Consider the following 14,940-nt stretch of genomic DNA (forward strand, 5'->3'; position numbering starts at 1 on the left):
CTTTCCTGTCAGGCGGCGCAATAAATAATTCTGGGCTGCAGCAATCGCTGCAGTGCCACCTCATCGGCAACCAGGTTGGTGGCCATACCCCGCTCAGCTGCCGCGCGGAATATCTGCAACAAGGTCTGCGGTATCACCTGCTCCATGTGCCGGCGCGCCACTTCCGGGGGTTGTAACTGGCGCTGGTACCAGACGTCGATAATGCCACCGGAGTTGATGACATAATCCGGGGCATAGAGAATATTGTATTGCAATAACTGTACGCCAACAGCATCGCTCTCCAATTGATTGTTAGCCGACCCGGCGATGATGGTGGCACGCAAAGCCGGCACCGTCCGGGCGTTGAGTATGGCCCCCATGGCGCAGGGCGACAGCACCTCCACCGGCTGCAACAGAATCTCTTCCGGGCTAACTGCAGTGGCGTTAAACTCCCTGACCGCCTGCTGCACCCGACTGCTTACGGGATCCGCCACCACCAGACTGGCGCCGGCCTTGTACAGGTACGCCGCCAACCGATAGCCCACATTGCCAAGCCCCTGCACGGCGACACGCACCCCGTTCAGGTCATCGCTCTGATAACGAAATTGCAACGCCGTTTTGATGGCCATAAATACACCGTAAGCCGTGGCCGGTGATGGATCGCCGCAACTGCCAGCCACCGCTGAAAAGCCCGCCACCCAGGGTGTCTCCTCCGCCATCAAGCGAATATCCTCCTCATTGATCCCGGAATCCTCGGCACCGATATAAATACCGCCCAACGAGTCGATACAGCGCCCCATCTGCCGCAACAGAGCCGGGGTTTTATCCCGCAGCGGATCGCCGATGATCACTGACTTGCCACCACCCAGCGGCAATCCCGCAACCGCCGACTTGAATGTCATGCCACGGGAGAGCCGCAACACATCCACCAGCGCCTCATCACTGCTGCGATAGGGATACATCCGGCAACCGCCCATGGCCGCACCCAGCACCGTGTTGTGCACGGCGATGATTGCACGCAATCCACTCTCCCTGTGACTGAAAAACACGACCCGCTCATGCTGGTCGAAAGCGACATGTTCATACAGGCCCATACCCACTCCTTACATTTACTGTTTACAGGGACACTCCCTATCCTGTTTTGCCAAAGTCCACCCAGCGCACGACCTCATCCGTGCCTTCTGGCGGACCGGGGTGTAACTGCGGCAGCAGTTCGGCATACAGCTGACGCCACTTTGCAGTGGCTCGTTCGCGCACATGTCCGTAGCCGCGTACTTTCTCCACTGCCGCTACCAGTTGTACAGCGACCGGCAGAGTCTCGCCGTTAACGTGTGGCAGGATTTCATCCCGCACCAACTTTTCAAAGTCGCGGAGCAGACACAACTGTTGCTGCTTCTCCGCAGTTGACGCAAACGGGTCCAGGCGCGTACCACGCAATACTTTTGCCCGTGCCAGCCATGGCAACAGGTGCCCGAGCCAACCACCCACTTCCCATTTGCGGCGTGCCAGCTTTGGCAACCATTTGCCGATCAGGGGCGGCGCCAGATGAAAGTGAATACGATAATCACCTTCAAACTGTTGCTGCAGTGATTGACGGAACGCATCGCTGCTCAACAGCCTTGCAACTTCATATTCATCTTTTATAGCCAGCAACTTGAAGTAACTGCGGGCAATGGTGACCGCCAGCTCTTCACCACCATCGAGTTGTTGCAAGGCTTTTGCGCAGTCACTCACAAAAGCGCGGTAGCGATCAGCGTAGGCAGCGTTCTGGTAAGCGGTGAGATAATCCGCGCGGTAATCGACAACGGCCTGCAGGCTGGTCAGGGGCTCTGGCCGGGTGCGGGCCGGGGTTATCCAGCCCTGTGCCAGCTGCGGCTGCCAGGCGGCCAGACGACCGCCATTAAACGCCCGCAGGTTAAAATCCACTTCCACGCCATTTAACTCAATGGCTCGTTCAATAGCGGCGGCCGAGAGCGGAATCAAACCCTTCTGGAAGGCGTAACCCAGCAGCAGCAGGTTGCTGCCAATGGCGTCACCGACCAGCCCCAGTGCCATCAGGGTGGCGTTGATAAAGTGGGTCTTGTTCTCACCCACTTCCGATGCAATAGCGGCTTTCATCTCTGCCGTTGGAAACCGGGCATCCGGGTTGCGGGTAAATTCTGCCGTCGGGGATTCGTAGTCGTTGATCACGGCCGCCGACAGATCACGATTCACTTTTGCCAGTGCTTCTTCGCCCGCTGACACTACCAGGTCACTGCCCAGCAGCAGGTGGGCGTCACCCGCCGGCACCCGTACTGCATGAATATCTTCCTGGCTCTTACCCACCCGCACATGGGAAACCACTGCACCAAACTTCTGTGCCAGCCCGGTGAGGTTGAGCACGGAACAGCCCTTGCTCTCCAGGTGCGCCGCCATACCGAGAATGGAACTGATGGTGAGCACTCCGGTACCGCCAATGCCGGTAATCACAATATTCCAGGGGATATCCAGAGCCGGCTGCTGCGGTTCGGGTGGCTGGGGTTCGGACATTGAAGGCCAGGCTTCTGCAGACGTCGCGCTGGTGGCGCGGCGCAACCGACCACCGTGCACCGTAACAAAGCTGGGACAGAAACCTTCAAGACAGGAGTAATCCTTGTTGCAGGCACTCTGGTCGATACTGCGCTTGCGGCCCAGTTCGGTCTCCAGCGGCAACACCGACAAACAGTTGGAAGCCGCCCCGCAATCGCCACAGCCTTCGCACACCTCGGGATTGATCACTACCCGTTTGGCCGGGTCCGGATAATCACCACGCTTGCGGCGGCGACGCTTCTCGGCAGCACAGGTCTGGTCGTAAATCAGCACGCTGGTACCGGTGACCTGACGCAGCTGCCGCTGGATTTCATCCAGCTGGCGACGGTGATCCACACTCAGGCCCGGGAGCTGCGGCAACTGATCACCGTACTTGTGCGGCTCATCGGTTACCACCGCAATACGCTGCACGCCCTCGGCGTGCAACTGCGCAATCAGCTCCGGTACATTCAACTGACCGTCCACCGGCTGCCCGCCGGTCATGGCCACCGCATCGTTGTAGAGCAGTTTGTAGGTGATGTTGACGCCGGCGGCGATGGCGGCGCGAATGGCCAGCAGGCCGGAGTGAAAATAGGTGCCATCACCCAGGTTCTGAAAAATATGGGGCGTATCGGTAAAGGGGGCCTGGCCGATCCAGCTGGCGCCCTCCCCCCCCATCTGGGTGAAGGTGTGGGTGTTACGGTCCATCCAGGTCACCATGTAGTGGCAACCGATGCCTGCAACCGCCCTTGACCCTTCCGGTACCTTGGTGGATGTGTTGTGGGGACAACCGGAGCAGTAGTGGGGCGTGCGCTGGATCACCTGCCGCGGCTGCGACAAAACCTGCTCTTTCTGCGCCAGGAACTGCAGGCGCCGTTCAATCTCTTCGCTCTGGTAAAAAGGCTGCAAGCGTGACGCAATGGCACGGGCCACCATGGCCGGGGTCAACTCTCCCAGATTGGTCAGCAACACCTGCCCGTGCTCGTCGTACTCACCCACCACCCGGGGACGCTCGTGCAGTGGCCAATTGTAGAGTTGGCCCGTGAGCTGATCCTCGATCACCGAGCGCTTCTCTTCCACCACCAGGATCTCCTGCAGGCCGCGGGCAAATTCATGGGTCGCCACCGGCTCCAGTGGCCAGGGCATTGCCACTTTAAAGACCCGCAAACCGATGCGTGCTGCCAGCGCCTCGTCGATACCCAGGTCATCCAGCGCCTGCAGTACATCGAGGTACGCCTTACCGGAAGTGATGATGCCCAGCCGCGGATGTGGTGAATCCAGGGTGATGCGATTGAGACCATTAGCACGGGCGAACTCCCGCGCAGCATAGATTTTATATCGCTGTAAACGCTCCTCCTGGGCCAGCGGGGTGTCGGGCCAGCGCCCGTGCACTCCGTCTTTCGGCAGCTCAAAGCCATGGGGAATGACGATCGACACCCGCTCGGGATCAATGGCCGCGGAAATAGCGGAATCCATATTTTCCGTAATCGCTTTCAACCCCACCCAGCAGCCGCTGTAGCGGGACAACTCCCAGCCGAACAGACCGAGGTCGAGGATTTCCTGCACATTGGCCGGCGCCAGCACCGGCGCCGCCGCGGCCATAAATGAGTGTTCGGATTGGTGCGGCAGGGTAGATGATTTGCAGGCGTGGTCGTCCCCCACCACTGCCAGCACCCCACCGTACTTTGAGGTACCAAACGCATTGGCGTGCTTGAGTACATCCATGGAGCGATCAAGTCCCGGCCCCTTGCCGTACCACATGGAGAAGACGCCGTCGTAGCGGGCACCGGGAAACAGGTTGACCTGTTGCGAACCCCACACCGCGGTCATGGCGAGGTCTTCATTGACACCGGGATTAAAGACTATGTGATGCTGTTGCAGGAAAGGTTGCGCCTTCCACAGCGCCTGGTCGAGACCGCCCAGCGGTGAGCCGCGGTAGCCCGAGATGTAACCGGCGGTGTTGAGGCCCCGGGCCAGGTCACGCTGATGCTGCAGCATGGGCAGCCGCACCAGCGCCTCAATGCCGGTCATGTAGGCCCGGCCACGTTCCAGCCGGTATTTGTCGTCGAGTTGCACAGCGGCCAGAGACATACTCACCTCCTGCGTCGAGGGCGGTCGGCAGCGGCAACCGTGCCCCGACCCTGAGTCCATTCTAGGTCAGGCAGAGCGGCATATTTTTGTTATATTTTCACTATAAGCAGATAACGCGCATTGATATTTCGCCAAACTGAATTTCGGGAGAATTTTTATGCAAGAGCCACTCTCTGCCATCGACCTCAAGCTGCTGGCGCTGCTGCAGCAGGATGCCAGCCTTACGGCGGCGGAACTGGCGGAGAAAGTAGGACTCTCCCAGAGCCCCTGCTGGCGCCGCGTCCACCGGCTGGTACAGGAGGGCTATATCAGCCGCCGGGTGGCACTGCTGAACGCCGAAAAGCTGGGCATGGATGTGGTGGTCTTCTGCACGGTGACCCTCTCGGCCCACGGCCGCCGCTCGCTGGAGGAGTTTGAAGCGGCGGTAGCGGAACTGCCGGAGGTGATCGAGTGCTACACCATGACCGGGGTGATGGACTACATGCTCAAGATAGTCACCCGCGATATCCGCCACTACGAGAAATTTGTGCGCACCTTCCTCTCGCAAATGCCCGGCATCCAGGAGATTCACTCCAACGTTGCCGTCACCACCATCAAGAACACCACCGCCCTGCCTTTGAGTACCCAGCTGCAATGAGCGGCAAACTGGTTTACCGGGACAGCGATGCCTGGGGCGAGCTGCAGGTGATTGATGACGGCGAACGACGCCTGCTCAACTTTGGCACCGACACCGAGCAGAGCTGCATACTCCGTCACGACCCGGCGCAATTGCAGTACGAGTACACCCGCGCCATGTTGCTGCCCCTGCTCTATTCCCCCCCACCGCGCCGTACACTGTTGCTGGGGCTGGGCGCCGGCAGCCTTGCCAGTTGCCTGCACCGTTATTGCCGGGAGATGAAGATCAGTGCTGTGGAGTTGCGACCGGCGGTGATTGACGTGGCTTACCGCTATTTCGGTTTGCCGCAGGGCAAAAAGTTGCAGGTGTTTGCCGACGACGCCCTGCACTGGCTGGAGCAACAACCCGCCAGCAAGGCACACCTGATACTGTCGGACCTCTACGGCGCCAGCGACGCCGACCCGGCACAGCTCAACGGTGACTTTCTGCAACTCTGCCTCAAGCATCTGCACAATGATGGCTGGCTGGTGATCAACTGCTGGCAGAGTCATCGCCGCCTGCCGGAGTGGCGCGAGGCCCTGCAACAGCAGTTCGGGTTTCTGGCCGAGTGCACCACCCAGGCGGGCAACTGGGTGATATTCGCCCGCCGCTCGGCCCCGGCGGACAGTAACAACCAGTTGAAAAACCGGCAGCGGGAGTGGTTACAGAAAACCGCCCTCAACCTGCCCCTGTCACGGCTGCAGACCTGGCAGGCCTAGGCGCTCAGCAGGCGCTCCCGAAGTAGTGGTCAAAGGGCATGGGCAGACCAATATAATTGCCCTGCCCGTGGGTGACGCCGAGGGTCGAGAGCAGTTCCATGGTGGCCTGATCCTCCACAAATTCGGCGATGGTTTTCATACCGAACGCATCGATCATGGCCGCCATGCTGCGCACAAACACCTGGTCGTCACGGTTTCTCACCAGGCCGCGGATGTAGGAACCATCCAGTTTGACGTAGTTGAGGGGCAGCATCTTCAGGTAGTTGAACGATGAGAAGCCCACGCCAAAGTCATCCAGCGCCACCTGCACACCCAGGCTCACAATCTGGCGCAGGTTGTTGAGTACCTGCTGGAAGTTCTCGATATAGGCGGTTTCCGTCAGTTCGATAATAATGCGCGACGGATCCACACCGTGACGACGAATACTGGCCATGACCAGGTCGCAGAAGTCATCCGCCTGCAGCGTCGGCGCCGAGATATTGATGGAGAAGCCGACGCCCTGGCCACTGCTGCCAACCGCTTTCAGCGCACGGCAGGCGCGATCCAGTACCCACTCATCGATCTGCCGGATCTCGCCGGTTTTTTCCGCCAGCGGGATAAACAGCCCGGGGGAAATGGTATTGCCTTTTTCGTCCTGCATGCGCAGCAGCACTTCGTAGTGGGTAACGTGGCGGCTGCCGATCTCCGTGATCGGCTGATAGACCAGGGAAAACGCTTCATTCTTCAGGGCGTGGCGAATGGTGAGCAGCAGCGTGTGGTCCTGGCGTATCTGAACCACCCGCTCGTCAGCGGCGTCGAACATATGCCAGAACCCCAGCCCCTTGCTCTTGGCGTTGTACATGGCGATATCTGCGCACATAACCAGCGACTGTGAATCACTGCCGTGATCGGGAAACAGCGCCGCGCCGATGCTCACCGAATAGTTCACCATCTGGCCAACGTTGGTGCGAATCTGCCCGCTCAGCTGTGCCGACAGTTTCGCCAGCAGGGCCGGCAAGGTCTCCGCATCTACATCGGCCAGCAGCACCGTAAATTCATCGCCGGCAAAACGACTGATCACATCGGACAGGCGGGTCTGCTTACGCAGCTGTTGGGCGATATCGATCAGGACCTCATCGCCGGCGTGGTGCCCGTAAATATCGTTGATCTGTTTGAAACGGTTAACATCGATAAACACCAGCGCGCCTGATCGCCCCTCCCGTAACAACTCTTCAAAAGCCGTGTTGAAGGAACGGCGATTGCCGAGACCGGTCAGGCCGTCATGGTTGGCCATCCAGCGCAGGTCATTTTCCGCCTTTTTCTGCTGGGTCTGATCCATGCCCACCGAGAGCACAATCTCCTCGCCCTCTTCGTCTTCCACCAGTGCGTGGTTCCAGGTGATGATCAGGCTGGTACCGTGACGATCGAGGATAGCCACCTCCTGCTGGAAACTGTCGATGATATGGTGGCTCAACTCCGCCAGCGAACGCTCAAATTCCAGCCGCTCATTCTCGCGCACAATCAGGTCGCGAAAATTTTCCGGCTGGGTATCGTAGAGGGATTCAAACTTGCGATTGCCGGAACGAATTTTGTGGTCAAAACTGTGGGTGACGATAAAAATCTGGGCGTTGTCGAAGAGTCGGGTCAGGAACGCACGTGAACGGGTCAGTGCATAGATTTGTCCCTTGAGGAAATCACTCTTGAGGTCCAGCTCCTTGTGCAGCATATCCAGCTCGCGGGCAACATAGACCGTACTCTTTTCCAGCTCCCGCAGCTCGTCTTCCACCAGCAGGTCATTCAGTGGCACCTGGTTCATAACATCGCCGAACTTCTGTTCCGGCAGCAGGTGCAAGGCGTTGGTCAGTCTCACCAGACGTTTCATGGGTTTGTGAATCAGCAGCAGCATCACCAATTCCACAATAAGCAGGCTCACCAATCCGGCCCAGACCCCCTGACGCACGCCGCTGTTGAAATCTCTGTAGGCGCTGCTGACGTCGTTAATCGACAGGAAATAAGCCTCCCTGCCCAGCGACTCGAAACGCGGATGCTGCAGCTGGCGCAGATAAAAAGTGTGCCCCCCGTGCTGGAACATCTCCCGCTCACCACCTTCCACCGGGAAGCTGGCGGAATAGGATTTCAGTATGGGAAATACGTGACTGAAGTCACTCACCGCCCAGGCGTACACATCCCAGCTCTTCAGGTAACGGCCGTGGAAGGTCAGGTCATGGGGACTGTCACCGGAAATCAGTACGCCGAGATCAGAACCGGTAAATTCATAATAGAGACGCACCATGTCGGACAGGTTCTGTGCCAGGGCCACCAGCCCCATCTTGCCGGAGCTGTCGATAAACGGCTCCAGCACCACCATAAAACAGGATTGCCGGCAGTAGAGAAAATCCCGGGGTTCGCCGCTGCCCAGACTGTCGTGCAACTCACGCTGAAATTTCTCCACGAAAGCATTATCGCTTTTCAGTTCCGCGGAGCGTAGCTCGCCCAGCAGGGCTGCGTCGGCGTTATAGACGGCGAGAAAATCGAGTCCAAGATTGATGTTGTAGGAGAGCCACTCCTGCTCCAGCACCGTATTGAAAGCGGCGCTCTTGTCGGGATCGGCCAGGTACTCCCGCACCACCTCCTTGGCGGCGATCAACTGCGCAAACTGCGTCAGTTTAAGCACGGTATCGTCAATCAGCTCCTGCAAAAAACGGGTCTCTGCCTGATGACTGTCCTCCAAAGTTTTGTAGAAGGTGTCCATTTGACGGACAACCCCCATCCACACCCAGACGACGGTAACGGCCATCAGCACGATGCTGACAAACACCACTGACTTCCATTTCAGGCTGATATATAACTGTGGCAGCTTCACGTGGCAGCTCTAGAAGTGAAACGACAGTTGCACAATAAATGCATCCCAATCCTCCTGCAGATCTTCAAAATCCACCCCCGCCTGACCGTTGAGAAACGCGGCCCCCTGATTGCGGCTGTACTCCGCGGTGAGGGCCAGGTCGGAGGTCATAAACCAACGACCGCCTAAGGTCAGCGCGCGATTATACTGGGTGTAGGGATTGCATCCGGTGCGCTGATAGAAGCCGCTGCCATCCTTGTCATCCCTGTTGTAGTACAACTCCTCGTAGCGTCCATAGACACTGACGCTCTCCCCCGCCAGCCACTCCAGCTGCAGGTAGTAGCCCTCGGACGTCACCGAAGTATCCGGCTGATAGTTGTTCAGAACCGAAAAATCGCTGAGGCGGTTGCGAATCTGCAGATACTCCGCACTCAGAATCCAATGATGCCAGCTGTACTGCACCGACAACAATTGCAGCAACGCATCTATTTGGGCGCTGGTAATATAGTCGCCGTAATCCCGCGGGTCGTTGGCCAGCGTCATCATGCCTGCCTGCAATTGCTGTACGGACAGGTCTGGTACGTTTTCCAGTGACATGGAGGCATCCACCACGCTGTAGGCCAGCGCCAGGCCCGGCAGCGCATCCGGCGCCAGAATCAGCCGCAGCCCCTGCTCATCAACCTCATCAAACTCGCCGGGGCCATCCACCTGGGCCAGCTGGTATTCAGCGGTGGGATTTTCAATACGACCGGTGCCTTTAAAGAGATCCACGCCCAGGCCACCCAGCGGAGTATCAAAACGGCCGTAGAGGCTGCCGCCATCCACCGCCAGCAGGGCATCCCTGAAGGCTTCAAAGTAGACCGATTGCGGTACAAACACGCCGGGGTGTCCATGGGGAACGTCGCGCACCACATTGTAGAGACCGTACTCATTTTTCACGCGCCCCAGGCGCACCCCGATCGACTCGTGCTCGGTAAGCCGGAAGTTGTAGTCCAGCAGCAGAAAATCGACGCGGGTTTTGTCATCCGTAAAGGCACCGGCATCCCGGTAAAGCACCTGGCCGGCGATGCGCCACGACGGCGCGATTTGCCAGGAGCCATTCAGAGCCGCCTCACGGTAGTTGAAATGGTCACCGGGAGTGTCATCGAAGTAGGCATTATCCGGCGAATCGATCCACGCCAGGCTGCCATAGCCGTGAAACTGCGGGCCCGCCGCCCACCCCTCACCGGAGCAGAGCACGGCAGCCAACATTGCCAGAGATGGTTTTACACTGCGGTTAATCATTGGCAACCACCCTGGACACTCCCTCCGGCAGCTCGCCACTGTCGCTGCGGCTGATGTAACCCACGGCCCCCGGGGTAGCGGCGACCCGTCTCAGCATTTCATCAACACTGCTTACCTCTTCAGGCATCACACCGGTACCACTGAATACCGTACGGTGCCAGAGGCGGTCCAGCTGATAGGGCTGCATGCGCAGGTAGCCGGTGACGAAAGCCCGGTGGGTGGGGCTGGTTTTGGGAAGGGTGTAGACCGTTACCGGTGTGCCATCCGACCAGACACGCTTTTGCATGGCGTAGATGCGCACCAGATTGCGGCTGCTGAAGTCTTCGCTGGCCAGATCCGGGTGGTGGATCACATAGACGGCTGCCCGCCCTGCCAAAGGCAGTGACAGACAGCAGAACAGCGTCAGCAGTATCAGGGTATTGTTCGTAAATTTATTATTATGCATACACCACAAAGCCCAAACAGGGGGCAAGCTGGCGACCTTCGGACCCTGGGGTCCGCCTCCCCGGAAAGCGCCGATCTGTGCCGGTGCTCTCCTCTGGCATCCCCCAAGATGCCGGGGCGGGTCGCCCTGTCGGCCTGTCCAGGCCGCAAAGCAGGCAACAGATTACTGAAAAGTGACCGCCAGCGGTAGTGCAGGCCGCACATTTAGCCTGCCCCGGGACCTCCCATACGAACAGCCGGACCGGGCGTTGGGATCAGTCCGACAGCCGGTAACGGCGCTCCGGGCACAGGACTCCGCCAACTTCATCGGCACCATAGGACATCAGGCACAGCTCATTGACCTGCAGGCTGAATGGCTCGGGAGGGCTGCAGCCTAACAGTGCCGGCAGCAGTTGTCGGGGGGTAAAGGCACGGCGGTAGTAACCCAGTGTCAGGTGCGGGCACCAGGCCTCCTCGCGGAAGTCATCCCGGTGTACCACCACCTGCTGGCGCAGGCGCTGTAAGCCACCCTGCCAGTCATCCACCTCCAGAAAGGGTGCGGCGGCAAAGCTGTTAATGGCCCCTACCCGCACTTCAAACGGTGCCACCCGCGCTGCCTGCAGGCGCGCCTCGCAGATCGCCAGTTGTTGCGGGGTGAAGCTGTCGTTGTACACCCCCGGCAGAGGGCATAAGGGGAAACCGGCTACAGCCAAAGTGATATGGGGTTGACGCCGGTAACCCGGTAACAGCCAGTCCTGCAGTTGCTCGCGACACTGCTGCCAAACCGCCAGTAACTGCGGGTCCGCCACTTCCACCGCCCACACCCAATACCGCTGCCGCCCGCGATGCCAGAGCCGCAGAGCCGCATCATCCGTGGATGCCGATACCGCAGTGACGGCGGGCAGCTTGAGAAATCGCTGCCAGACTTCGGGAAACAGGGGCATGGGAAAGACACCGTCAGCGGAAAGGCGGGACTATACCGCCAGCACTGATCCATTGCACTGCACGGCGCCAGGCTACCCCGGTTGCCGCTGAAAAAAAAGCCGCAGAAAACTGCGGCATGATTCAGAAAGCCACCCGGAAAGCTACCGGCGGCAAGACACTCATTCGGAATTTCACCGGCCATTCCCAACCGGCTACTGAACTACCTGCTGGGCAACGACATGCCCGGCCCCCTGACGGGGGCGGGCATCGATTCAGTTAACAATCTCATTGACGTAGAGTCCCGGCGCCGGTGACAGTGGAGGATTGGCTTTGCTGCCCACCCCACCACTGGCAACACACTTGTGGCCGCCTCGCTCCTCCAACCAGCCGGTCCAATGCTCCCACCAGCTGCCGCTCTCCTTGCTGGCTCCGGCAAGCCACTTGTCGGGGTCGCGCTCGTCTGCATCGTTGACGTAATAGAAGGTGTTACCGATACCCGGCGGACGCAGGATACTCTGGATATGACCACTGGTACTGAGCACGAAAGTGCATTTCGACTGCACCAGCTCCGGCACTTCAAAACATTTTTTCCATGGCATCAGGTAGTCTTCATCGCCGCCGACACAGTAGAAATCCATGGTCAGCTGCTTAATATCAATGGGATAACCTTTCACCGTCAGGGTGCCGGGTTTAGAGAACGCATCCTGGATAAAGATGTCGAGGAAATCACTGTGCAGGCCGGCCGGCAAACGGGTGGAGTCATTGTCCCAGTAGAGCACATCCATGGAAGGTGGCTCCTTGCCCAGTAGGTAGTTGTTGACCCAGTAATTCCACACCAGGTCTGTCGGACGCAGCCAGTTAAAGATATGCGACAGCGCCTTGCCATCCATGTAACCAATCTTTTCCGACATGCGCCGGCTAAGCTCCGCCACTTCACGGGTCGCAAACAACGCCATGGAGAAACTTTCGTCCGCCTGCAGCGCCGTTACAAACAATGAGTGCGAATGCACCAGAGGTTTGTTGGCCGCCTGCAGGTAACCCAACAATGCCATGGAGGTGAGACCACCGGCACAAGCACTGGTGAGGTTGATCTTGTCAGCGCCCGTTAGCTCGCGCATCACTTCAATGGCGTTTTCCAGCTCCGACACATATTTATCGAGGTTCCAGCCACCGTTATGTCGCGACGGATTACGCCAGCTGATAACAAAAGGCTGTACACCGGAACTCTTCAGGTGACGGACGATACTGTTTTTCGGCGACAGGTCAAAAATGTAAAATTTGTTCAGTTGTGGCGGTACAATCAATACCGGACGCTTGGCCACCACCTGCCCCTCATCCATGCGGTACTGCAGCAACTCCAATACTTCACTGCGGTAGACCACGGCACCTTCGCTGGTGGCCAGGTCGACGCCTACCTGAAACGCATCGGAGCGGATCTGGCTCGGCATACCATGGTTGTGCCTCAGGTCATCCAGCAGATTGGTAACCCCGTGCAGCACACTCTTGCCGCCGGTCTGATAGGCGCGTTTGACCGCCACCGGGTTGAGCGGTGAATTGGTCGGCGCCAGCAGTGCACTCAACTGCTCCTGGATAAACTGGCAGCGGCGGCGGTCGGCGTCGTTCAACTCGAGGTCGTCGACCCAGCCGGACACTTCTTTATCCCAGGCAAGGTAGGTTTGCATGGCGACCCGGTAGAAAACATTGTCTTTCCATACCGCGTCCCGAAAACGTTTATCACTGCGCTCCGGCTCCAGCTGTGAGCGCGCCTGCAGAATGGTGAACAGCTCTTTGGCGAAATTGGTGTAGTGCTGGGTAAAGACTTCCGGCTGCCTCAGGGTCTGCTTCACAAACAGCGAGGCAGTTTCCAGCAACCCCCTACCCGGCAAGCTGCCTTCCACACGCTGGCGCTTCGCCGGAGCCACCGGTTCTGCCACGGCCTCAGTTTGGTGCCTTTCGGCAGTGGCAGCACCAGAATCTGCCATCACGGAAGCGAAGGCTTCAGCCTCTTCCTCGTAGTGGTACTGGCGGCGCAGATCAGAAGTAAATTGGGTCAACGCTGCTGAACTTCGGCGCAACTTTTCGATGGCCGACAACATGCCGTCAGCGGACTCGCCCCGTTCCACCATCGCTTCTGCTGCAGCAACCATGCGGTCGGCTTCCCTCGCCAACTGCTCGGCCGCCGCTTCCGGCGTCGCCGTGGCGGCAACGCTGGCCTCGGGCTCACCGGCGGCGCCTTCAGGCTGTTTCTCAACTGGTTGTTTTTTCGGAGTTTTATCAGAGACTGGTGTTCTGAAGTAGTCGGCGGTCAGGTTTGTCCCCGCCTTGTCATTTCCCGGTACTGCGCTGGCATGATTCATAATCTGAACTCACTCCGATGCATTGGTTGGCTACTGCATCCCTGGTAACCAGGTTGCCTGCGGAGACTGACCGTCGGGTCAGCCGAGTGTCGAGCCATCGGCGGCCCCACTCAGGCAACGAGGAAATCCTTCTGTTGATGATTACTGGCAGGATCCCGGCACCTTTGTCGCTGTGACTCAGGGCCGCTTGCACTGCTTCCGATTCAACTACACTTCGACTGAAGCAATAAGCTTGCCTGTTTTGACAGGCGCTCCGTACTTTCTTCACCGGAGCGCCAAATGGAGGTCATTGCGACACTCCTGTCAGGCAGCGCTGGTTTGGCTGTCAGCCGACTTGGCAGTCGTCTTCTTGGCGGTGCTTTTAGCGGGCTTCTGATCCGCCAGCTGGGTGGAGAGTTCGGCTATCGACTCGGCCATGTCCTTCATCAGCATGGTCATCTGATCCATGTCCTTGCGACTGGGAACGCCGATAAAGTGGAGGGATTTATTGACACCCTTGTCGAATACTTCTTCCACATCAGTGATTTTGGTTTGCGCCTTGGTTTTGATTTCAGCCTTGGCACTCTCCAGCTTGCTTTCCAGTTTGGCTTTGGGGGCATCCAGCTTTTTAACCAGCATGGCACTGGGCGAAGCCATCTTGGCCTTGGCACCCTTGTCTGCCATCTTCTTGCTGAAATCCACCAGCTTCCCTTCCACATCCTTGCCAAGGCCAGTCAGCTTCTCTTCCATGGTCATGGCAGTCCCAAGGCAGGTAAACCAGGCGTACTTGTACGCGCCACCCACTTTGGTGATGGCACCGGTTACCTTCTTGGAAAGCATCTTGGCTTTGGTTTCGGCAGTTTCCAGGATCTCTTCTGCCTCTGCGACTAACTCTGACATATCTAACCTCGTGCGTTTCGTTGGACGGACCCGTCGGGCCCGTGTGTGACTGACTTTGAGAACAAGGAAACATTCACTACCAAACGACAATTTCCGTTGCGGAAATTATTGGCCAGACTGCGTCCCAACTCGTGTTGGTTCACTTGCAAAATAAGAACACACGGTGGCAGTGTCAATGTCATTTTGTTTAAAAAATGATTAATTTTTTTAGCCTGAAATTATTGCATTACAAGGGTGCAATGAGACCGTCACGATGCTGAA

10 protein-coding genes are annotated in these 14,940 nt (G+C 58.3%); 2 read left to right on the forward strand and 8 right to left on the reverse strand.

The features are described from left to right. Positions 1 to 8 precede the first annotated feature (8 nt). Together GSF27_RS09600 and GSF27_RS09605 are read right to left on the reverse strand one after the other, a co-directional pair. The gene (locus tag GSF27_RS09600; protein ID WP_160968321.1) at positions 9 to 1,073 is read right to left on the reverse strand and encodes a Glu/Leu/Phe/Val dehydrogenase; all 1,065 of its coding nucleotides are present in this window, start codon (positions 1,071 to 1,073) and stop codon (positions 9 to 11) included. Between the two features lie 37 nt (positions 1,074 to 1,110). After that, positions 1,111 to 4,677, reverse strand: a complete 3,567-nt coding sequence (locus GSF27_RS09605; protein WP_160968323.1) for an indolepyruvate ferredoxin oxidoreductase family protein — start codon at positions 4,675 to 4,677, stop codon at positions 1,111 to 1,113. 97 nt (positions 4,678 to 4,774) lie between these two features. Here GSF27_RS09605 and GSF27_RS09610 point away from each other — a divergent pair, with 97 nt between their 5' ends. Together GSF27_RS09610 and GSF27_RS09615 are read left to right on the forward strand one after the other, a co-directional pair. Beyond that, complete coding sequence (locus tag GSF27_RS09610; RefSeq protein ID WP_160968325.1) at positions 4,775 to 5,254, forward strand: Lrp/AsnC family transcriptional regulator; 480 nt, start codon at positions 4,775 to 4,777, stop codon at positions 5,252 to 5,254. Next, a complete protein-coding gene (locus GSF27_RS09615) occupies positions 5,251 to 5,991 on the forward strand; it encodes a spermidine synthase (protein WP_160968327.1) in 741 nt (246 codons plus the stop codon). Before GSF27_RS09610 ends, GSF27_RS09615 begins: the two co-directional genes overlap by 4 nt. 4 nt (positions 5,992 to 5,995) lie before the next feature. Here the strand turns inward: GSF27_RS09615 and GSF27_RS09620 are convergent, their stop codons facing one another. The 6 genes from GSF27_RS09620 to GSF27_RS09645 all read right to left on the reverse strand — a co-directional run bounded on the left by GSF27_RS09620 (position 5,996) and on the right by GSF27_RS09645 (position 14,679). Continuing rightward, complete coding sequence (locus GSF27_RS09620) at positions 5,996 to 8,833, reverse strand: EAL domain-containing protein (protein ID WP_160968329.1); 2,838 nt, start codon at positions 8,831 to 8,833, stop codon at positions 5,996 to 5,998. 9 nt (positions 8,834 to 8,842) lie between these two features. Continuing rightward, a complete protein-coding gene (locus GSF27_RS09625) occupies positions 8,843 to 10,096 on the reverse strand; it encodes a hypothetical protein (RefSeq protein ID WP_160968331.1) in 1,254 nt (417 codons plus the stop codon). After that, positions 10,089 to 10,541 carry a hypothetical protein gene (locus tag GSF27_RS09630; protein ID WP_160968333.1) on the reverse strand — a complete coding sequence of 151 codons (453 nt, stop codon included), beginning with the start codon at positions 10,539 to 10,541 and terminating at the stop codon, positions 10,089 to 10,091. Before GSF27_RS09630 ends, GSF27_RS09625 begins: the two co-directional genes overlap by 8 nt. Before the next feature lie 253 nt (positions 10,542 to 10,794). Next, on the reverse strand, positions 10,795 to 11,463 hold the full coding sequence (locus GSF27_RS09635; RefSeq protein ID WP_160968335.1) for a 2'-5' RNA ligase family protein: 669 nt from the start codon (positions 11,461 to 11,463) through the stop codon (positions 10,795 to 10,797). Between the two features lie 252 nt (positions 11,464 to 11,715). Then, a complete protein-coding gene (locus GSF27_RS09640; protein WP_160968338.1) occupies positions 11,716 to 13,800 on the reverse strand; it encodes an alpha/beta hydrolase in 2,085 nt (694 codons plus the stop codon). A 303-nt stretch (positions 13,801 to 14,103) separates the two neighbouring features. Beyond that, positions 14,104 to 14,679, reverse strand: a complete 576-nt coding sequence (locus GSF27_RS09645) for a phasin family protein (protein WP_160968340.1) — start codon at positions 14,677 to 14,679, stop codon at positions 14,104 to 14,106. Positions 14,680 to 14,940 lie beyond the last annotated feature (261 nt).

Origin of the sequence: Pseudomaricurvus sp. HS19 (genome assembly GCF_009857815.1) — a bacterium.
Classification (GTDB): Bacteria; Pseudomonadota; Gammaproteobacteria; order Pseudomonadales; family Cellvibrionaceae; genus Pseudomaricurvus.

Coding starts and splice junctions, on each gene's coding strand:
- GSF27_RS09605 (WP_160968323.1), bottom strand. CDS start 4,677: ATGGACTCAGGGTCGGGGCACGGTTGCCGCTGCCGACCGCCCTCGACG.
- GSF27_RS09615 (WP_160968327.1), top strand. CDS start 5,251: ATGAGCGGCAAACTGGTTTACCGGGACAGCGATGCCTGGGGCGAGCTG.
- GSF27_RS09625 (WP_160968331.1), bottom strand. CDS start 10,096: ATGATTAACCGCAGTGTAAAACCATCTCTGGCAATGTTGGCTGCCGTG.
- GSF27_RS09645 (WP_160968340.1), bottom strand. CDS start 14,679: ATGTCAGAGTTAGTCGCAGAGGCAGAAGAGATCCTGGAAACTGCCGAA.
- GSF27_RS09635 (WP_160968335.1), bottom strand. CDS start 11,463: ATGCCCCTGTTTCCCGAAGTCTGGCAGCGATTTCTCAAGCTGCCCGCC.
- GSF27_RS09640 (WP_160968338.1), bottom strand. CDS start 13,800: ATGAATCATGCCAGCGCAGTACCGGGAAATGACAAGGCGGGGACAAAC.
- GSF27_RS09630 (WP_160968333.1), bottom strand. CDS start 10,541: ATGCATAATAATAAATTTACGAACAATACCCTGATACTGCTGACGCTG.
- GSF27_RS09610 (WP_160968325.1), top strand. CDS start 4,775: ATGCAAGAGCCACTCTCTGCCATCGACCTCAAGCTGCTGGCGCTGCTG.
- GSF27_RS09600 (WP_160968321.1), bottom strand. CDS start 1,073: ATGGGCCTGTATGAACATGTCGCTTTCGACCAGCATGAGCGGGTCGTG.